Origin of the sequence: Micrococcus sp. KRD128, from assembly GCF_017168395.1 — a bacterium.
GTDB classification, from domain to species: Bacteria; Actinomycetota; Actinomycetes; order Actinomycetales; family Micrococcaceae; genus Micrococcus; species Micrococcus luteus.
Window position 1 is genome coordinate 179,558 of record NZ_JABFAX010000001.1, and the last position, 19,629, is coordinate 199,186.

At 69.3% G+C, this 19,629-nt stretch carries 17 protein-coding genes; 6 read left to right on the forward strand and 11 right to left on the reverse strand.

The genetic code is table 11. The features are described 5' to 3' along the window. Positions 1-5: 5 nt before the first annotated feature. Positions 6-392 carry a hypothetical protein gene (locus J1M44_RS00820; protein WP_044658809.1) on the reverse strand — a complete coding sequence of 129 codons (387 nt, stop codon included), beginning with the start codon at positions 390-392 and terminating at the stop codon, positions 6-8. A gap of 132 nt (positions 393-524) precedes the next feature. On the opposite strand from J1M44_RS00820, the gene J1M44_RS00825 reads away from it, so the two are divergent. Next, positions 525-1,067, forward strand: a complete 543-nt coding sequence (locus tag J1M44_RS00825; RefSeq protein ID WP_002857975.1) for a MarR family winged helix-turn-helix transcriptional regulator — start codon at positions 525-527, stop codon at positions 1,065-1,067. 9 nt (positions 1,068-1,076) lie between these two features. Here the strand turns inward: J1M44_RS00825 and J1M44_RS11820 are convergent, their stop codons facing one another. Further along, entirely contained in the window at positions 1,077-1,205 is a 129-nt protein-coding gene (locus J1M44_RS11820) for a hypothetical protein (RefSeq protein WP_255351296.1), read from the reverse strand. Positions 1,206-1,226: 21 nt separating this feature from the next. On the opposite strand from J1M44_RS11820, the gene J1M44_RS00830 reads away from it, so the two are divergent. After that, on the forward strand, positions 1,227-2,027 hold the full coding sequence (locus tag J1M44_RS00830; RefSeq protein WP_101962196.1) for an enoyl-CoA hydratase/isomerase family protein: 801 nt from the start codon (positions 1,227-1,229) through the stop codon (positions 2,025-2,027). Positions 2,028-2,085: 58 nt separating this feature from the next. On the opposite strand, the gene J1M44_RS00835 is transcribed toward J1M44_RS00830, so the two are convergent. Next, entirely contained in the window at positions 2,086-2,589 is a 504-nt protein-coding gene (locus J1M44_RS00835) for a hypothetical protein (protein ID WP_206480361.1), read from the reverse strand. Here J1M44_RS00835 and J1M44_RS00840 point away from each other — a divergent pair. Beyond that, entirely contained in the window at positions 2,563-2,718 is a 156-nt protein-coding gene (locus J1M44_RS00840) for a hypothetical protein (RefSeq protein WP_206480362.1), read from the forward strand. The two genes, J1M44_RS00835 and J1M44_RS00840, sit on opposite strands and share 27 nt — an antisense overlap. Positions 2,719-2,784: 66 nt before the next feature. On the opposite strand, the gene J1M44_RS00845 is transcribed toward J1M44_RS00840, so the two are convergent. The 4 genes from J1M44_RS00845 to J1M44_RS00860 form a co-directional block, all read right to left on the reverse strand. Next, on the reverse strand, positions 2,785-3,525 hold the full coding sequence (locus tag J1M44_RS00845; RefSeq protein WP_206480363.1) for a 4a-hydroxytetrahydrobiopterin dehydratase: 741 nt from the start codon (positions 3,523-3,525) through the stop codon (positions 2,785-2,787). Positions 3,526-3,574: 49 nt separating this feature from the next. Then, positions 3,575-4,771 (reverse strand): homing endonuclease associated repeat-containing protein, encoded by a 1,197-nt coding sequence (locus J1M44_RS00850; RefSeq protein ID WP_206480364.1) that lies wholly within the window; start codon positions 4,769-4,771, stop codon positions 3,575-3,577. Between the two features lie 187 nt (positions 4,772-4,958). Next, positions 4,959-5,519, reverse strand: a complete 561-nt coding sequence (locus tag J1M44_RS00855) for a hypothetical protein (protein ID WP_206480365.1) — start codon at positions 5,517-5,519, stop codon at positions 4,959-4,961. Beyond that, positions 5,516-5,725: a hypothetical protein gene (locus tag J1M44_RS00860; RefSeq protein ID WP_206480366.1), complete on the reverse strand. Its 210-nt coding sequence runs from the start codon at positions 5,723-5,725 to the stop codon at positions 5,516-5,518. The genes J1M44_RS00855 and J1M44_RS00860 overlap by 4 nt, the downstream gene beginning before the upstream one ends. Positions 5,726-5,799: 74 nt before the next feature. On the opposite strand from J1M44_RS00860, the gene J1M44_RS00865 reads away from it, so the two are divergent. The 3 genes from J1M44_RS00865 to J1M44_RS00875 are packed head-to-tail and all read left to right on the forward strand — an operon-like array spanning position 5,800 to position 12,175. Beyond that, positions 5,800-7,029: a DUF6361 family protein gene (locus J1M44_RS00865; protein WP_206480367.1), complete on the forward strand. Its 1,230-nt coding sequence runs from the start codon at positions 5,800-5,802 to the stop codon at positions 7,027-7,029. Beyond that, on the forward strand, positions 7,029-8,918 hold the full coding sequence (locus J1M44_RS00870) for a phospholipase D family protein (RefSeq protein WP_206480368.1): 1,890 nt from the start codon (positions 7,029-7,031) through the stop codon (positions 8,916-8,918). The genes J1M44_RS00865 and J1M44_RS00870 overlap by 1 nt, the downstream gene beginning before the upstream one ends. Further along, positions 8,915-12,175: a helicase-related protein gene (locus J1M44_RS00875; protein WP_206480369.1), complete on the forward strand. Its 3,261-nt coding sequence runs from the start codon at positions 8,915-8,917 to the stop codon at positions 12,173-12,175. Before J1M44_RS00870 ends, J1M44_RS00875 begins: the two co-directional genes overlap by 4 nt. A 22-nt stretch (positions 12,176-12,197) precedes the next feature. Here the strand turns inward: J1M44_RS00875 and J1M44_RS00880 are convergent, their stop codons facing one another. The 4 genes from J1M44_RS00880 to J1M44_RS00895 form a co-directional block, all read right to left on the reverse strand. Next, positions 12,198-13,121, reverse strand: a complete 924-nt coding sequence (locus J1M44_RS00880) for a GIY-YIG nuclease family protein (RefSeq protein WP_206480370.1) — start codon at positions 13,119-13,121, stop codon at positions 12,198-12,200. Position 13,122: 1 nt separating this feature from the next. Beyond that, positions 13,123-16,407 carry a type I restriction endonuclease subunit R gene (locus J1M44_RS00885; protein WP_241252652.1) on the reverse strand — a complete coding sequence of 1,095 codons (3,285 nt, stop codon included), beginning with the start codon at positions 16,405-16,407 and terminating at the stop codon, positions 13,123-13,125. Between the two features lie 5 nt (positions 16,408-16,412). Next, the gene (locus J1M44_RS00890; RefSeq protein ID WP_206480371.1) at positions 16,413-17,660 is read right to left on the reverse strand and encodes a restriction endonuclease subunit S; all 1,248 of its coding nucleotides are present in this window, start codon (positions 17,658-17,660) and stop codon (positions 16,413-16,415) included. Continuing rightward, positions 17,657-19,629: type I restriction-modification system subunit M (locus J1M44_RS00895; RefSeq protein WP_241252653.1), on the reverse strand; the 1,973-nt coding region annotated here is incomplete at its 5' end. The genes J1M44_RS00895 and J1M44_RS00890, both read right to left, overlap by 4 nt.

Consider the following 19,629-nt stretch of genomic DNA (forward strand, 5'->3'; position numbering starts at 1 on the left):
CTCCCTCAGGGCGCGGAGACGACTCCCACGCCCACCCGGGGCAGGCTGCGGTCCACGACCAGCTCCAGCCGACGTTCGTGGAACCGTGCGCCGAGCAGCTCCTCGAGGTCCTCGACGAGGTGCACCGTGATGGTCTCGATGACCGCCGCGGTGTCCTCTCCGTCCCGCAGGATGCAGTCCACCTCCAGCGCGGGGGCGGAGGGGGTGCCGGTGATGGCGAACCTGGCCTCAGCGACCTCGGGGAACACGGTGACGGCCCGCGCGGCACTCATGGCCAGGAGGGCGCAGCGCTGACGGAAGGCGGCGGGCTGCGGCGCCGGGGACTCGAGGACGGGCGGGACGGCGGACAGGGTCCGCCCCATGGCCTGGGGGGCCTCCAGCGTTGCTGTCATGACATTCCTCTCGCCGCGGCCCGGGCGCCCCCTCACAGAGATCGCCGTGACCTGGAAAATGTTAGTCTAACTATGCGTTAGGAAGACTAACCAAATTTTCGGGGTGACGTGAACAGGGAGGTTCAAGAGCGCATGGGTGAGGAGCACACCACGCTGACCAGCACGGATGGCGAACCGACGTCGGGCTACTGGTACACCCGCGGCGCCCGCGAGATCGAACCCGTGGACGTGCTCAACCTGCTGCGACGCTACCGGGAGGCCGAACGGCGCATGCGCGCCCGCACCCGGGACAGCATGGGGATGGGAGAGACCCACCTGTCAGCCCTGCGTTACCTGCTGCGGGCCGACCGACGCGGCCACAAGGTCCGTCAGCGGGATCTGGCCAGCGCCCTGGAGATCACCCCGGCCTCCGCCAGCGCCCTGGTGGACCGACTGGTCCGAGACGGCTACGCCCGACGGGCGCCCCACCCACAGGACCGCCGATCCGTGGTGGTGGAACCGACGGCCAAGACGGACCACGAGGTCCGCGCCACCCTGGGCGCCATGCACCGCAGTATGCTCGCCGCGGTGGAGGGCCTCACCCCGGCCGAGCTCGCCGGCGCGGCCGCGTTCCTGCGGGCCCTGATCCGCAGCGTGGAGGAGCATGACGAGGACGAGGCGGACCAGCCCGCGTGAGGAACAGACTCAGCGGAACAGGTCCCAGACGCTGAACGTGGTGCGCTTGTAGACCGCGTTGTAGGCGGCGCGCTTCGGATCGCGCACCCACCCCATGCCCGGCCGGCCGTCCTCGCGGCCGGCACCCGTGCACCGCACCCGCCAACCCCAGGAGCTGACATGAGCACCGCACCCACCCCTTCTTCCTCCGACGACGCCCCCGCCGTCCTCGTCGAGACGCGGCCCGGCGTCGTGCGGCTGACGCTGAACCGGCCCGCGAAGGGCAACGCGCTCGGACTGACGATGGCGCGCGAGGTGCTCGCGGCGATCGCCGCGGCCGAGGCGGACGAGTCCGTGCACGTGCTCACGCTGACCGGCGCCGGGCGGATCTTCTGCGGCGGCGGGGACGTCCAGGCCATGGCTGCCGCGCCTGCCGGGCCGGAGCGGCGCGCGATGATCCAGGAGCTCGGCGAGGCGGCGGGCGAGGTCGCGGTGGCGCTCACAGGCTCTCGCCTGCTGGTGCTGGCCGGCGTCAATGGGACGGCCGCCGGGGCGGGGCTCGGGCTCCTGCTGGGCGGCGACGTCGTGCTGGTGCGCGAGGACGCGCAGCTGGTGACGGCGTTCTCCGCGCTCGGGATGACGCCGGACACGGGCGTGTCCTACTGGCTGCCGCGGGTGCTCGGGCCGGTGCGCGCGACGCAGCTGCTGCTCGGCGGGCGGCGCCTGACCGGGACCGAGGCCGTGGAGTGGGGCCTGGCGACCGAGGCGGTGGCCGGCGACGCGTTCGCGGCACGTCTGGCGGAGCTCGAGGACGAGCTGGTGGCCGGTCCGGCGCACACCTACGGGCCGACGAAGGCGCTGGCGCGCGGGGCCGACGTCGAGGCGCTGCGTGCACACGTGCGGCAGGAGGCGGCGTCGATCGCGGCGGCGTCCGAGCACCTGGAGGCCGTGCGGCGGGTGGAGGCGTTCGCGGGCCGGTGAGGGCCGGGCCGCGGCCCGGGCCGGCGGCGTCGCCCACTGAGGCGACGCCGCCGCGGGCTCAGGCCGGCGGCGGCTGCGCCGGCCCCCCGGCGAGGTCCGTCCGAGCCCCGGCGAAGCGGGCCATCCAGGGGAACCATCCCCGGGTGCGGTGCGCGTACAGGGCGAACGCCACGATCAGGGCCCCGAGCGTGCCGACGATCATGTCCGTCATGGTGTCCGTGTTGCCCTTCTGCGTCTGCGCGTCGAGCGCCTGGTCGGCGGTGAACTCGGCGATCTCCCACGCCAGGGCCACGAGCGAGTGCAGGGCCATCACGAGGAGCGCCTCGAGCCCGGGCGGCAGGACCAGCCCACGGCGCGCGGCCGCGACGCCCAGCAGGAAGACGCACCCGAGCGCGATCGGCACGCCGGAGTAGAAGTGCACGAGGGCATCCCACCACGGCCAGGCGTCGTAGCCGCCGAGCGCGGCACCCACCCACGGGGCGGCGAGCAGCAGGGCCGCGTACATCACATGCAGCGCGGTGGGCAGGCGGACCCGGTGGGCGCGTTCGAGGGCGATCGGCACGGGGACCACCGTGACGATCTGCAGGCTGAGGCCGGCCGCCTCGCGGTGTCCCTGGGCGGCGAGGACGGCGGCTCCGGCCAGGAGGACGACGGCCGCGAGGATCAGGGGCGAGCGCCGGACGGCATGTGATGTACGCGGCCCTGCTGCTCGCCGCCCCGTGGGTGGGTGTCGAGGTGCGGTGTCATGGCGGGGGGCTCAGGCGGACGGGGGGACGGCATCGGGCACCAGCTCGTAGACGAAGGCGGGGCGGACGGCGTCGTCGTCCTCCAGGGCGACGACGGCGGGCACCCGCCGGTAGCCGGCGCCCTCGAAGGCGTCGAGGCGGTCCCAGTGGTCCGGGAGGTCGGCGGAGACGAGCACCTGGGCGGGGACGTCGGTGGTCGCGTGCGCGGGCGCGGTGCCCGCGAGGACGATCCCCGGGTAGCCGGTGGCCGCATCGGTGCCGCTGGCGTGGAGCGTGCCGCGGAGGGTGCCGGGGATCCAGGTGCCGCGCACACCGTCCATGACGTGCGCGTTCGAGCGGCCGGGCGCCAGGGTGCCGTACGCGGCGAGGGCGTGGGGGGCGAGGACCTCACTCGCGAGGCGGGCGACGGTGCGGGCCAGGCGGACGTCGCGGGAGGTGAGGGCGCGGACGTCGTGGCTGTGCATGCCCACGGTGAGCCGGCCGTAGGAGACGGTCAGGTCCGGGTGGTGGTCGGCGGCCTCGGCTGCCTCCCCGATCCGGTTCGCCAGGGCCAGGGCCGAGGCGAAGTCGTCGGTGGCGTAGGTGATGGTGAGCTCGGGTGGGGTGGTGTCGGCGGGTGTCGACGACGGCGTGACGCGCCAACCCCCGAGCTCTGGCACCCCCGTGAGGGCCACAGCAAGCTCGGCTGGGTCGATCGCGGTGTGAGGTGGGAGGGCGGCGAGATGCTCGAGGCGGTTGAGAGCGGACGTCATGGGGCCATGATGCCCGGGGGACAAACTTCACGGGGCGCTCACCGCCGGTTCAGCCCTCTCGTTGGCCCCCGCCGAGATTTTCGAGGACCTCTCGCCATGGGCCAAGACGGGTGGTGATCGTCTGAGCCGAAGGGCCACCGTGGGCCTGGCGCCACTCCTCGTGAGCGGACTGGCTGTGGGTGGCCGACTCTGTCATGAACCGCTCCATCCACACCCGGAGTTCCTCGGTAGTGAAGGGGTTGGCGGGCTTCGGCGGGTTGGGGGTACCGCCGGCCGCCTCCACGAGCTGGACCCAATTGGTGCCAGCGCGGCGCAGGACCGTCGGCGTGGCGGGGACTCCGTGTTCCGCCGCCCAGCTGTTGTAGGCGGCGACGGTCAGGCGCGGCCCTCGGTCCTCGATCGCCCGGCGCACCAGGGTCAGCGGGTCGTCCCCCGGATCGAGCTTGCCCTTCCAGTCGACCCGGGTCCGCTTCCGCCCCGGGAAGCCCATCGACTGACCGGCCACGACGCGCAGGGCGCGCGCTCGCATCTCTTCGAACCCCACGCCGAGACGATTGCGGATCAGGGCCGCCGACGGCATGCCCGGGCGCGCGGAGAGCCAGTCCGAGAGTTCGAGGTAGGTGCGGGGCGGCGTCGCTGAGGACCACGCGTCCACCAGTGCTTCGACCAATTCTGCGTCGGAGTACTTGGATCGACTCGGACGCCGGTCCGTGACCGCGATGCCCGCGCGTTCGAGAGCGGCGTTCCATCCACCAAACCGGTTGGCCACTGTCTGGTGAGTGGGCACTCCGTGGCTCCGGGACCACTGGGTGAACGACTGCGCCGCCGTCTCTCCCGTCTCCTCGTAGAACTCGCGGAGAGCAGAGAGCAGAACCTCGTCCGGGGTAGCCGAGGACGTCTTGCGCGGCTTGGCTTCTCCCAGATGGAACTTGACGCGCTTGCCCAGCAACCGCCGCAGCTCCTGCTGGGACAGACTCAGATCCTGCGATGCCACGGAGATCGGCACGCCCACGTGTCGCTCCGACCAGGACACGGCGGCCGCCCGCTTCATGCGGAACTCCTCGTCAGCGAGGAGTTCGCGGTACGCCTTCAATTCCTTGGTCGAGTACCCCGCTTCATCACGGATGAGCTGCCGGACCCGTTCCCGGGTGCGGCCGAACCGCTCCCCGATCTCGGCCAGTGTGCTGCCCTCGAAGTACTCCCGGGCCATCCTCACAGCGCGCGGGGTCGACGGCAGGATGGTCATGCTGGCCAGCGCATCGAGCTCACGGCGTCGCTTCGAGGTGAACGGGGCGTTAGGAGACTCCGAGCCGGGTGACACGGAAGGGACCTCGAACTCCACTGTGCTCCTTCATCATCGGAATTGCATGACGCTTATCACACCATACGGTCGGCACTGCACCGCGCCCGGGAACATTCGCGCCCCTAGAGCGTCACGAGTCGAACCCGAGCCCCGGGTCCGGCGGGGTGCCGTAGGTTCGCAGGGCCGCCCCGTAGGGCAGCGGGAGGCCGTGGCCCTGTGCCCAGCTGACGAGGACCTCGATGGTCTCGGCGGAGGTGAGCTCCTGCAGGGGCTGGACGAGGTCCTGGGGGTCGTTGGCGACCTCGTCCGCAGCCCGGCCCCGGCCGATCCGCCAGTTGTAGGCCCCGAGCCCCTCGAACCGCTTGGCGATCTCCACCATGAAGAGCCCGTCGCCCAGCAGCATGATCTGCGCGTACCGGGTGGGCGGCTCGTCCTCGAGGATCAGCTTGTCCCGCGGGTCGGTGAGGGCGTTAACCAGGTCCGCGATCTGGGCGGCGCTCTCCAGCCGGTGCCAGCCCGGGTCCTCCTCGCCACAGACGGTGGCGGTCCACCAGAGGTCGGTCGCGGGGGCGGGTGAAGCCATCCACTCCACAGCTTCGCGGGGCGGCTCGACGAGCTCGACGGCGCCGGGGGCGCGGTGTGTGGCGAGGCCGCGAGCGCCGTCGGCGGTGATGCTGCCGGGCGCGCTCATCGGAACATCCGCAGGACGTCGCCGAGGCCGAACGTGGTGCGCTTGTAGACCGCGTTGCGGGCGGCGCGCTTCGAATTGCGCAGCCAGCCCATCCCCTTGCGGCCGTAGCCGGGGATGACCTGGCGCTTGATCGCGCGCGTGGCGCGGCCCGTGGTGCGGGCCCTGAGGGACTTCGTGAGGGAGGGTGTGCGGAAACCGATCTTCATGGTGGGGAGGCTAGTGGGTGGGGTGGACGGGGTAACGACTGCGGCGCCAGCGGGTGATACGGCAGGATCTCTCCATGTCCTCCTTCACCTGGCTGGCCGTGGATCGGCGTCAGCACCGCCGGATGATGGAGCTGGTGGACCAGTTCCGGGACGCGTCCACGGTGGATGATCTCGGGTTCGGTCCGATCCGTGACGCCTGGGCGGACCGGTTGTTCCCCGGCACCTCGACCCTGCACACACGCGTCCGATACGCCCTGTTCATCGCCTGGTTGCTCCGCCGTGCGGAACGAAAGGAGACCGTGGAGGGGATCCTGGCGGACTTCCGGGAGGGCGAGTTCCAGCTCATGGGGGCGCTGCGCGCCGGGCTTGGGGAGGATCTCACCGGTCTGATCGGGCGCGACGCGGGGAGGTCCCTGAAGCGTCTGCCCTCGGTGGTCTACTGGGGGATGCTCGTGGAATGGGGCATCGTGCAGCGCGGACACAGCGCACGGGAGCACGCGGAACGGGTGTTGCTGGATCGTGAGGCGGCCCGTCGTGCCCCCGTGGGCGACGACGAGGGTCACTCGTCGCTCAGTCTCGGCCACCTAGACCCACGGCTCCCCCCGGCGCCCCCGGGTCTGCTGCGGGAGACCGATTTCGTCCTCACGCACGTCGAAGCCGACTACCTGCGCACCATGATCGGCGCCCACAGTCCACATTCCCTGCTGGCCCACCTCATCGAGAACCCGCCCCGCGGATGGGCCGCCGAAGGGGCCCTCCCGAACAGCCTCGACGAACTGATGACTGAAGAGCTGCCGGAACAGCTGCATCGCACGCTCGCTGCGGCGGTCCGCTTCTCACGCCTGGCCCATGTGGCGAACCTGATCTACAACGTCTTGCTCGCGGAGGCATCCGACCGCACGGACGACGACGGCGCGCCCCTGGCGGCGCGCCACCGGGAGAGCCTGGGCTCGGCGTGGGAGGTGTACCGGTCGGGCGACTCCTTCCGGCTCGACGATCTCGAGCTGATCCACACTCCTGGACGTGCCCCTCGGCCGATACGCGCTTCTGACCTCGAGTTCCTCTCCCGCTGGGCGGAGACGGTGGCCGTCGCGGACTCCCCCGCAGCCCTGGCGGATGACCGCACCGCGCGGCGGCTGATCGAGGAGCGGGAGCTGAGGAAGAAGGGCCGCCTGGCCCGGTTGCGGAACCATTCCCGTCTGGACCAGTGGAACGGCGGGTCCGGACTGGGCCGCATGGAGTTCCGCTGGGCCGACACCCGAACGCACCTGCAGGATCTCTACACCGCACTGGAGGCGGACTGATGCTCGATCCCGGGATCCAGACCGTGCTCGGCTCGGCCCTGCGCCCGCCCGGCGGCATGCAGGTGGACCAGGCGGTGGTCACCACGTATTCCCTGAACCTGACGGCGATGCTCCTGGCGCCGTTGACATTCGCGCTGGCGGAGCCGGACGCCGTCGGGGCCGTGGACGCGGACCCGCTGCGCATCCTCGACGCCGTGCAGCGCCACATCGGCCATACGACGGCGTTCGTCCAGGCCGGCGGCATCGGGGTGCCGACGAGCCACTCCCGCATCCACACCTTCCTGGAGGACTCCGTGGTCCAGGTGGAGCCGCCCCACCCGCAGGGGCTGTTCCACCCCAAGGTGTGGGCCGTCCGATTCACCGGTTCCGGCGGCGCGTTTCATCATCGGCTGCTGATCGGCTCCCGCAACCTCACCCTGGACGAGTCGTGGGACACGCTGCTGGTCCTGGACGAGTCCTCCGACGGTCAGATCGACGGGGAGCCCGCTGCAGACTTCTTGGCCGCCCTGCCGGATATGGCGGTCGTCGGGATGGACCCGTCCCGACAGGCCGCAGTGATGGACCTGGCCGCAACGGTGGGGGCTGCGCGGTTCTCTGCCCCGGATCCGTTCCTCAGCGGGGAGCTCCTCCCCCTGGGACTGGCCGGACAGGCCGGGCACTGGCCGTTCCCCGAGCCGTCACGAGTCCGGCGCACCCTGGCCATCTCCCCATTTGTCACCGCCGGTCTGATGCGGCGGTTGCAGGGCGGCTCCGATCCGGTTCTCGTCTCCCGTCCGGAGCAGCTGGATCTTCTGGGAGCGCACGTCCAGGACTGGTCCTGCCGCGTGCTGCATGACGAGCTCGTCGGGGGCCTCGATCATGTCGCCGAGACCGACCCCGGGGGTGGCGACGCAGGCACGGCCGCTGCCCCGGACACAGAGACCGGCCTGAGGACGTCCGGGCTGCACGCCAAGACCGTGGTCCAGGACGTCATCGGGGTCAAGGAACGTTCCCGCGTGGTGACCGGCAGCGCGAATCTCACGGATGCCGCCTGGGAGCGGAACGTCGAGTTCGGAGCGGTCCTGGAGGGCCGCACCCGCGAGGTGGGTGTGGAGGCGACGCTCGGACCCCTCGGCGGCGGGATGGGACTGGAACAGGTGCTGACCCGCTACGACCCGGTCCCGCCTGCCCCGGAGCAGGAGGAGCAGATCGCGAACTCCTACGCCCTGGAGGCATTCCACCGGGCCGTGGCGGCCGCCCTCCCCGTCCTGGCCGTACGCGCCACCGGCGAGGAGCAGGCGGAGGCACACCTCGCCGTCGCGGTGCCGGCGGCTCCGGACGGATCCACGACGAGGGCGAGGCTGCTGACGATGCCCGCCGATACGCGGTCCGAGCTAAGGGACGGATTGGCCTGGACCCTGGCTCCGCGCAACGTCACACCGTTCCTGGTGCTGGAGAGCACGGTCGGCGCCGGAGACGCCCGGGTCACCCGACGATGCATGGTGATGATGCATCTGACCGGCGACCTCCTGGACCGCCGGCAGGCGTACCTGGAGGAGGTGCTGGACTCGGAGAATGCGGTGCTGCGCTACCTGGCCCTGCTCCTGGGGCTGGACGAGACGCACGCCGCCGGGCTCGACCATCAGGACGACGTGGTCGAGCGGCTGGAGGGCCTCGGGGAGGACGGCTCCGGCAGGAGCTGGGAGGACGTGGTTCTGTTCGAGCCGCTGATGCGAGCGAGCACCGGGGACGTCGACTCGCTGGCCATGGTGGCGGCGCAAGTGGCGCGGCTACGCCGATCCGAGAAGGTGCGGACGCTGATCCCCGCGGACTTCGAACAGATGTGGGACACCGTGCTGGGCGTGGTGGCGCCCGAGGTTCTCCGGCAGGTCCAGGAGGTGGACGAGTGAGCGGGCTGCCGGACGTGGACGGGTTGCTCGCTTCGCTCAAGCCGTTCCAGCGGGCGACCGTGGAGCACGCCGTCGAGCGACTCTGGGGCGCGGACCCGACCGACCGGTTCCTGGTGGCGGACGAGGTCGGGCTGGGCAAGACGATGATCGCCAAGGGCGTGGCGGCTCGGACCATCGAGCGGTTGTGGGACCGAGACCCGGCCGAGGGCCCGATCACCCTGGTGTACATCTGTTCCAACGGGCAGATCGCACGGCAGAACCTGGCCCGGCTGCGCGACCTCACCGGCGGCGAGGTACAGGCCAATGCGGACCGCCTCACCCTGCTGCCACTGACGATGGGGCGGCAGGACTCGCAAGCGCGGGTCCAGCTGCTGGCGTTCACCCCGGGGACCTCCCTACGCCTCGGAGACACTGCAGGCAAGGCCGCAGAACGCTGCCTGGAAGTGCTGATGCTCGAGCAGGTGATGGCCCGCCGACTGGATGACGACGGCTGGATCGCCTTCTTCCGGGCGGGCTCACACGCCGAGAACTTCCGACAGGAGCTCGCCTGGATGCGCGACGACGCCCCGGGCGCCTTTCCTTCGGAGGTGATCGGCCGGTTCCGCGAAGCGATCACTCGGGTCGGGGCCGACGGGAGCTCTCTGCTCCACTTGGTGGAGGCCGCCCACACCCGGTTCTGGCACGCCGTGGACCCGGAGGCCGGCATCGACGGGGAGGAGCATTGGCACCGCCGCTGGCTGATCGGCCGGCTCCGGATGGCCATGGCCCACGCCGCGGTGGACTCCTTGGCACCGGACCTGGTGATCCTGGACGAGTTCCAGCGGTTCAAGGACTTGTTCGACGAGCAGGCCGCGGGTCTGCCGGCGGAGACGAAGCGGCTCGCCCAGCGCGTCCTGGCGAGCAAGCGGACGAAGACGTTGGTCCTGAGCGCGACCCCGTACAAGATGTACACGCTCCCCGCCGAGCCCGACGGGGACGACCACTACCAGGACTTCCAGTCCACCGTGCGATTTCTGGCCGGGGCCGACGAGGCCGAGCGGATCCAGTCGGACCTGAGCCGGATCCGGCAAGGCATGCTCACTCGCACGCCGGAGGGGCTGGCGGAGGCTGTGACGGCGAAGGACGACGCCGGAACCCGGCTGCGGCGGGTGATGTGCCGGACCGAGCGGGTGAGCTTCACCGAGGGACGGGACGGGATGGTCGAGGCACGGGCGCTCGGTGCCATGACCGTGGCACCGGAGGACGTCGCGTCCTGGCGATCCGCGCACGCGATGAGCCGGGCCGTGGGCGGCTACGACATGTTCGAGCTGTGGCGCTCAGCCGCGTATTTGCCGAACCTGATGGACCGCAGCTACCAGGTGCAGCGGACGTTCCTCGAGGCCCTCACGCCGGGCGAGGACGGCACACGGCCTGCCGCGGCGGACCGAGCCGCTGCCGTGGTGATGGAGGCCGGGGACGGCCTGTTGGACTGGGAATCCGTGGAGCGGTTCGAGGAGATCGCCCTGCCCAACGCCAAGCTGCGTGCGCTGGTCGATGACCTGAAGCGCCACCGGGCGTGGGAGCTGGCGTGGGTGCCGCCGTCGTTGCCCTACCTGACGCCGAGCGGGGTGTTCGCGGACGCGGCGGCCCAGGCGTTCACGAAGCGGCTCGTGTTCTCGTCCTGGTCCGTGGCGCCCAAGGCGCTGTCCGCGCTGGTCAGCTACGAGGCCGAACGCAGGATCGTCGAGAACTCCCGCGCATTGCGTGACGAGCGACGCCGGTATTCGGACAAGCGTCGGATGCAGACCCTGGCCTTCGGCATGGACCGCGTGAACAACGCCCCGAGGAACCTCCCGAACCTCACGACCGTCTACCCCTCCCCCACGCTGGCGCGGCTGGGGGACCCGCTGGAGCTGGCGCGGGCCGCACGCGAGCCCATGGACGCGGCGGACGCGGTGCGACTCGTGGCAGAGCGGGTGCAGGCCACGCTGGCGGAGATCGGTGTGGTGCCGACCGCCGGCGACCCGTCGGACCGCCGGCGGCGGCGCTGGTACGGAGTGGCCCCGGTATTGCTGGACCTGAAGCACGGCGGCCTGCGGCCCGCCGACCTCTCGAGCGTCGAGCGGGTGTTCGCGGCCAGGCGGACTGAACCCGACGGAGAGGAATCGTCGGAGCAGAGCTCGGCTCTGGCGGAACACCTGCACTGGGCGATGAACGCCTCCCTCGACCAGCTGGGCGACCCGCCGGAGGACCTGCCCGAGGTCCTGGCGGAGATGGCCCTGGCCGGTTCGGGCGTGTGCGCCCTGCGCGCCCTGGCCCGGTCCGAGGAAGCCGTGGACCTGATGGACCACCGCCTGCTGCGATCAGGGGCGGAGGTCGCGGTGCACGGTCTGCGCGCCATGTTCCGCGGGCCCGAGGTATCCGCCGTGGTGGGCGCGGCCGGCACCGGGGGCCGCGGTGAGGACGCCTACTGGCGGCAGGTGCTGCAGTACTCGATGGCCGGCAACCTGCAGGCGGTGCTGGACGAGTACGTGCACCTGCTCGTGGAGTCCGAGGGCCTCAGGGCGGCCGAGTCGGCCGAGCGGTGGGAGGCACTGGCCCAGCGCATCAGTGGCGTGGCCGGACTGACCGCCGCGTCGGCCCGGGTGGAGGACATCCGCGTCGGCGACGACGGCGTGGACGTGGCGGAGCGCTCGTTCCGCACGCACCTGGCAGTGCGCTTCGGCACCGCAAAGTCGGCCACGGACAAGTCGGAACAGCGCGAGGGCTCGGCCCGTGAGGCCTACACGTCACCGTTTTGGCCGTTCGTGCTGGCGTCCACCTCCGTGGGCCAGGAGGGTCTGGACTTCCACACCTACTCGCACGCGGTGGTGCACTGGAACCTGCCGTCCAATCCTGTGGACCTGGAGCAGCGGGAAGGCCGTGTACACCGGTACAAGGGCCATGCCGTGCGCAAGAACGTGGCCGCGCGATTCGGGGGCGCCGCGTTCGTCGGTCGGCAGACCGATGTGTGGGCGGACCTGTTCGACGCCGCCGTCGCCGCCGAGCCGAAAGACTCGGTGGGGCTGTCCCCGTTCTGGATCTACCCCGGCGAGGCGAAGGTGTGGCGCTACGTGCCGGCCATGCCGCTGAGCACGGAACGGCGCCGGCTCGGCAGCCTGCAGCGGACCCTCGGGGCCTACCGGATGGTGCTCGGCCAGCCGCGCCAGGAGGAGCTGGTCAAATACGCCGGCGAGGTGGACGTGGACCTGACAATTGACCTGCGGCCGCCGCGGTGATCCGCGGCGGCCGCAGGAGCGGTCATACCGACGCGACGCCGTCGGCCAGATCGCCCGCTTCCGCCGCGGCAGCCTCGTGCACACCCAGTGTGCGGCCGTCAGGCGCGATCCACGAGCGCGGACCGCTCATGCTTCCTCCGGCGATGAAACTAGCCGCCGCGGATGAGCTGCTGAACAGGGCATCCGCGGTCAGCACTCCGTCCATGGTCAGCACTGCTTGGTGTTTCTCACGGTTGGCACGCACCCCGGCGGGTGCACTATCCCTGAGGTCCTTGGCCACGCGGCTCCCGGCGAAGATCACGAAGCCCTCGGATGTCGGACGCCCCGTGGCATTGCCGTCGTTGATCGACATCGAGTAGACAGCGTCGTCCGGCTTCTGACCGGGCTGGGGTGCTGAGGATGGGTCCCGCTGATCGTCGACTTCTTCGAAGACGCGGTGTCCGAGCGCACTGATGACCAGTTGGCCCTTGTCTGCATATTCATGCAGTTCGGCTCGCTTCTCTTCGGTCACATTGCCCTCGGGGGGTGTGCTCGCGTTGTCCACGCGATAGCGGCCAGTCGCCTTTGCCAGCTCGAAGAAGAGGTTCTCCAGGAAGGTGACTTCAGTGGGACCGAACGAATCACCCAGGGTGGTGAGCAGAATGGCGCGGTTCCAGAAATCATGCCGACCATTGGCAACGTGTTCTTGGATGCGGCCCACCAACCCGTTGCCGTTGGCGCGGCCCACGGCCTGGCCCACGTAAACCGCGTCCTCGCCAGAGTCTGCGTCCTGACCCAGCAGGAGGTACACACCGGTCGACTCGAACGCTTCTGGCCGAGGCCGCACATTCAGGCTGGTCCGCGGCACCACGTAGACGAGGCCCGTCCAGTTGTCGAGGGTGCACTTCAGTCGCCCGGTCGGAGAGCCGTCCATCAGGAAGACCTGCAGGGTCTTGGGATGCGCCATGTCACTGCCCCTTTCGGACGGTCGATGCTGTTCTGTCCGCCGAGCCGTCAGCAAAAACGCTTCCAGCCGCGCGTGTCTCGTCAGCGAAAACGTCGGAGGGTCCGTGCGCGACGTCGACCGGCCCCGGCTCGCCGCTGGCAGCACCACCACTCCGCACCTTCCAGTACAAGTACTCCCCGATCGCAGCGACGATCATCTTGGACGGGTCCCCGCCCCTGCCCACGATGTCCGTCATCTTCGCGAAGGCGTCCTCGTTCGCGTACACGGCGCCCATCGCCGACCGTTCCAGGTTCGGACTCGCCAGGAACTGCTCCAGCGAGTTCGCTCCGGCCTGGCCCAGCAGCTTCTCGTCCTCCATGAGCGGCGCCACGAGGGCACTGACCCACGCCTCCTGCTGGGACGGGGAGGCATCCACGCCTTCGCCGGCGAAGATCTCGTTGATCTTCTCGATCACTTCCTCCAACGGCCCGCGCTGCTTCTCACGCACCTGCCCGCCTCCCACAGCGGTCGTCCCCTTCAGCGCGGCCCCACCGGTCAACGCGATATCCCCCGAGGACGTTTTCTTCTGCCGGATGCTCACCAGCTGCACATCGCTCAGGTCGATCAGCTCCTCACCGCCGGGCTGATCGCCCACGAGCTGCACCAGGTGCCGCAGGAACAGCGCCCGCTTGTAGTGCTCGGTGTCCCCGAACTCGTAGATCTGGGAGAGGAAGTCGTAGAGGCTGACGAAGGACCGCATGTCCTTGCGCACCAGCACGAGCTCGTTCACGCGCGTCTCGACCTGGTTCATCCGCGCATGCGCCAGCTCCTTGCGGAACCGGTATGCCACGGGCTCCAGCGCAGCCTGCAGGCCCTCCTGCCCGCTCCCCGGCTTCCACGCCACCCACACCTCGGCGAACGCGTCGACCTCATCCCAGTCGTACACGCCCGCGGCGTCGAGCTTCGTCCCCAGGTCATGGATCAGGTTCGGGTCCGTCACCGTCTCCAGCTTCGCGCCGGCGTAGTAGGGCTCGAAGGCGGCCTGGATGTCGTCTTCGGAGTTCACGAAGTCCAGCACGTAGGTGGTGTCCTTGCCGGGCGCCGCGCGGTTCAGCCGGGACAGCGTCTGCACGGCGAGCACGCCGGAGAGCTTCTTGTCCACGTAGAGGGCGCAGAGCTTCGGCTGGTCGAAGCCGGTCTGGTACTTGTTGGCCACGATCATCACCTGGTAGCCGTCCCCGTCGAACGCCTTCGCCAGGTCGCCGGTCACGGACGGGTTCATGGACCGCTCGGTGACCTTCTCGAGCCCGAACTCGTCGTCGGTGATCTCGCCGGAGAAGGCCACCAGGGTGCCCACGTCCGTGTACCCCATGTCCTGGATGTACTGGTCCATCTGGCGCTTGTACCGGACGGCGGCGGCGCGGGAGTCGGTGACCACCATGGCCTTGGCCTGCCCGTCGAGCAGTCCGGCCACGTTGGCGCGGAAGTGCTCCACGATGATCTTGACCTTCTGCGCGATGTTCGTCGGGTGCAGCTTGACCCACCGCATGAGCTTCTTGCTCGCCTCGGTCTGGTCCACTTCGGTGGTCTGCTTCCCGACGGCGGCCCGGTCGCCTTCCGGACGGAACTCGCCCTGCTGTCCGACCAGGGCCAGCTTGAAGGCGGTGTCGTAGTTGGTGAAGTTCTTCAGCACGTCGAGGATGAACTCCTCCTCGATGGCCTGCTGCATGGTGTACCGGTGGAAGGAGGCCGGGATCTCCTGGCCCTTCTCGTCGTATTCGCCGGAGGGGCGGCCGAACATCTGCAGGGTCTTGTCCTTCGGGGTGGCGGTGAAGGCGAAGAAGCTGATGTTCTCCGGGCGTCCGGTGGCGGCGACCTCGGCGGCGAGGATGGACTCGGTGTCCGCCTCTCCGCCGTCTTCGAGGTCGGCCTGCTCGTTCGGGGTGAGCACGCGCTTGAGCTTGGCGGCGGCGGAGCCGGTCTGGGAGGAGTGCGCCTCGTCCGCGATCACGGCGTAGGTGCGGCCGGCGAGCGTCGAGTCGCCTTTGAGGAGTTCGAGCACGGCGGGGAAGGTCTGCAGCGTCACCACGATGATCCGGTTGCCCTGCAGCAGGGTCTGCTTCACCAGGGCGGACTTGCTGGTGGCCTCTCCCCCGAGGTTCTTGCGGTCCACGGCCACCACGGTGCCGGAGGTCCGCTCGATCTGCCGGACGGCCTCCTGGAGCTGGTCGTCCAGCACGGTGCGGTCGGTGACCACGATGACCGAGTCGAACACCCGTTGCTCGTCCGCCCCGTAGATGGAGAGCAGCCGGTGGGCGGTCCAGGCGATGGTGTTGGTCTTGCCGGAGCCCGCGGAGTGCTCGATCAGGTAGGACTTGCCGACGCCCTCCTCGCGGACGGCGGCGAGCATTTTCGTGACGGCCTCCCACTGGTGGAAGCGCGGGAAGATCAGCGTGGACTTCCGGCGCGAGCGGCCGTACTCGTCCTCCACGGTCTCCTTCTTGAGGAAGACGAACTTCTGGAGGATCTCGAGCCAGGTGTCCCGCTGGAGAATCCGTTCCCACAGATAGGAGGTGGAGGAACCGCCGTTCGGGTTGAGCGGGTTGCCGGCGTGGCCGTCGTCGCCTTGGTTGAAGGGCAGGAAGAAGGTGTCCTTCTCGGCCAGCTTGGTGGTCATCCAGACCTCGCGGTTGGAGACGGCGAAGTGGACCACGGCGCGGGTGCCGAACCCGAACAGCGGCGTGGCCTTGGGGTTGCGCTCGCGGTATTGCTTCTTCGCGTGGCCGACGGACTGGGTGGAGTCGGTCTTCAGCTCGATCGTCGCCACGGGCAGGCCGTTGACGAACAGCACCAGGTCCACGGACTCGGATTCGTGCGCCCCGGTGAAGTGAACCTGCCGCATCACGCGCAGCCGCATGCGCTGATAGGAGGCGACGGCGGCCGGGTTCAGGTTCGTGGCCGGCCGCGGCTCGGCCATGCGCAGGGTGGCGGAGGTGCCGACCTTGAAGCCCTTGCGAAGCACGTTGAGCGTGCCGCCGACGCCGGTGTTCTGCGGCTTGTTCAGCACGTCGATCAGGCGGGTGGTGATCTGGTCCCGCTGCGCCTGCTGGGCGGAGGCCGGGGCATCGGCCTTCACGATGCGCCCGTAGTCCTCCGGCTGGTTCTCGGCCAGCCAGGCGTGGACGTCCTCGGGGAAGATCGCGTTCTTGCGGTCGTAGCCGGCATCGTTGGGCGAGTAGAGCCAGTCGTGCTGCTCCAGGTACTCGCAGATGTAAGTCTCGAGCTCGCTCTCGTTGTGGATGGCCATGGCGGTCAGTCCTCCGTGGGGATCTCGATCTGGCCGGTGACGGCGGCGGTGATCAGCGCCGCGCGGCGCTCCTGCGCGAGCTCGATGAACCGCTCCGCCTTGGTGATGAGCGCGTCGATCTTGGCGGTCTCGCGGTCGAGGTGGTCGGCGATCTCGCGCTGCTCAACCAAACTAGGCAGCGGAACCTCCATCCGGCCAAGGGTCGAGCCATTGAGGTTCATGAGACCCGTAGATGTGGTCGCGACCAGATTAATCCAGCTACGGGCTTGATCTGTCCGCATGAACCACCACAGGAACTTCGGAATCATCGTGGACTTCAGACGCAGCCTCTGCATGAAATTCCCGAACCCGTAGCCGCCCTCGGCAACTTCATTGTCCACCAGGGTCGTCTTCCCAACATGCTTGAACGACCCGCTCGTCTTCGTCACGATAAGGTCCCCCTCCCGAAGCCGGGTATTCTGCCGCTCGGTCTGGGACAAGGTTCGCAATGCAGGATCGCTAATGGCCCAGTACCCATCCACCGTCTGCTCCGTCGAACGGAGTACTGCCACGTCGTCCGCACCTGTCGGATCTTCACCCCACGCGCCCGAGTCATTGAGAACCAGGTGCCGTCGAAGAATGACTATCTCCGAGGTGGAGACAAATGCACGGTCGATGACTGCCTGACGCCGTTCGCGCAACCGGTTCATTAGCTCGACCTGCTTCGCGATGAGGGCGTCGATCGTGGCGGTCTCGCGGTCGAGGTAGTCTGCGATGCGGGTCTGGAGTACCCGCGGTGGCAAGGGTACGGGGATGGCCCCGACGTGGCCGTGATTCAGTCCGTCACGAAGGTCGCCGCCAGACAGTCCACGAATGTTGCTGTGGTTGACACTGAGCCAGTAGTGCAAGAAGCGAGGATCCAGCGCGGATCCACAGACGATGGCCGCGACGGACTGGTTGATGGTCGCTTCGATGAGCGAGAGGGCGGCGGTACCCTTCGTCTTTCCTTGCCCTGCAAGCCCGATCAGAACCGCTCCACGTGGCACGAAACGTGCACTAGACGCCTCGAACCCCTGTTTGGTGATGTATTCCGACGGCTCAGTTACCTTCCACTGATTGACGCATCCCGACGCAAGCCACGGGATGTCGCCATCTGTCCAGAATTCCGGCCGGGAACGGTCTGGGGTTCCGCCCGAGTAGATTCGAGCCACCCACTTGAGTTCAACCAGTGCCCATTCGGCTGGCAACGTCTTGAACCACGCGTGGCCCGTCACCGCTCGACCTCCTGCAGCAGCTCGATGATCTCGGCCGTGAGCTGCTGGAGCTCCGCGTCAATCTCTTCGAGCGGGCGCGGCGGCACGTACGTGTAGAAGAGCCGGGTGAAGGGGATCTCGTAGCCGATCTTCGTCTTGGACTCGTCGATCCAGGCGCCGGGCACGTGCGGGGCCACCTCGGCTTCGAAGTACTCGTGAATGTCCCGGCCGAAGGGCACCAGTTCGGTGTCCCGCAGCGAGGTGTCCGGCTCCGGCTCGCCCTTCTTGTCCTTCACGACCTCCGCATCGGGATCGTGCACGCCGATCGCCCCGGTCAGGGCCTTCACCAGCGGGGCACCGGCGGTCACGCCGTACTCCTTCAACGCCTTCTTCAGCTCCAGTACGAAGGTGGGCTGGTGGTCCCAGACCCGGCCACGCAGGGAGGCGAGGGCGGCCTCGAGAGCCGAGCGGCCGTCGTCGGGAAGCTTGTCCACCGGCTTGGTGGCGAGCGCCGCCGCGATGGTGGTGTCCTCCACCTCGAAGCGCAGCTGCAGCGGGCGCTCCACGGTGATCTCCCGGTAACCGAAGTCCTGCGCGGTGAGGACCTTGGAGAACTCGGCGTCGTCCTCGGACTGAGCGTCGAAGTCCCGGTAGATGTCCAGCACACGCTGGCGGTCCGTCTTGGACAGCTTCTTGTTCTTCGAGCCCACGTTGCGCTGCAGCTTGGTGAAGAACGTGCGGGCGTCGATCAGCTGCACCTTGCCGCGGCGGTCTGCCGGCTTGTTGTTGTCCAGCACCCACACGTAGGTGGCGATGCCGGTGTTGTAGAACATGTCCGTGGGCAGCGCGACGATCACGTCCACCAGGTCCGACTCCAGCAGCCAGCGGCGGATCTCGGACGGACCCGAACCTGCCCCGCCCGTGAACAGCGGGGAGCCGTTGAGGACGATGCCGGCCCGGCCGCCACCCTCCGAGACTGGGCGGAGCTTCGAGGCGACGAGCTGGAGGAACAGCATCTGGCCGTCGCTGATGGCGGGGGTGCCGCCCGGGAAGCGGTTCGTGGCGCCGCCGACGGCGATCTCCTTCTCCACCGCGGTGCGGGAGGCCTTCCAGTCGCCGCCGTAGGGCGGGTTGGAGAGGACGTAGTCGAAGCGTTCGGTCAGGTGGGCGTCGTTCTTGAGGGTGTCCCCGCGGGCGATGCCGTCCGCGTCCTGGCCCTTGCCGAGCAGCTCTGACTTACAGATCGCGTAGGACTGGTCATTGAGCTCCTGCCCGAACAGGCGGACCTCCGCGTTCGGGTTCATGCGGCGCAGGCGCTCATCCAGCAGGGACAGCATGCCGCCGGTGCCGGCCGTGGGGTCATAGACGGTGCGGACCGGGTAGCCGGTGAGGACGTCGTCGTCGTTGGCGGTGAGCAGGTCCACGAGGAGCTTCACCGCGTCGCGCGGGGTGAAGTGCTCACCGGCGGTCTCGTTGGAGGCGGCGGCGAAGCGGCGGATCAGGTCCTCGAAGAGGGTGCCCATCTCCGCGTTGGAGACGGCGTCCGGGGAGAGGTCGATGGAGGCGAACTGCTGCAGGACCAGGAAGAGGCGGTCGTGCTCGTCCAGCTTGGCGACCGTCTTGTCGAACTCGTAATAGGTGAACAGGTCCGCCACGTTCTGGGAGAACCCGTCCACGTAGGCCAGCAGGTTGGTGCGGAGCAGGTCCGGCTCCTGCAGGATGCGGTCCAGGGTGAAGGGGCTGAGGTTGTAGAACGTCAGGCCCGTGCGGGACTCCACCAGGTTGGCGAGGACGAAGTCCGGATGCCCCTTGGCCGCCAGCTCCGCGAAGAACTCCCGGTGCGGGGCCATGACCGCCTCCATGCGGCGCAGGATGGTGAGCGGAAGGACGAGCGTGCCGTACTGATTCGGCTTGAACACGCCCCGGAGCTGATCCGCGATCCCCCACACGAAGTTCGAGAGGTTCTGGGGGGAGGTGACGGGGGTAGGGG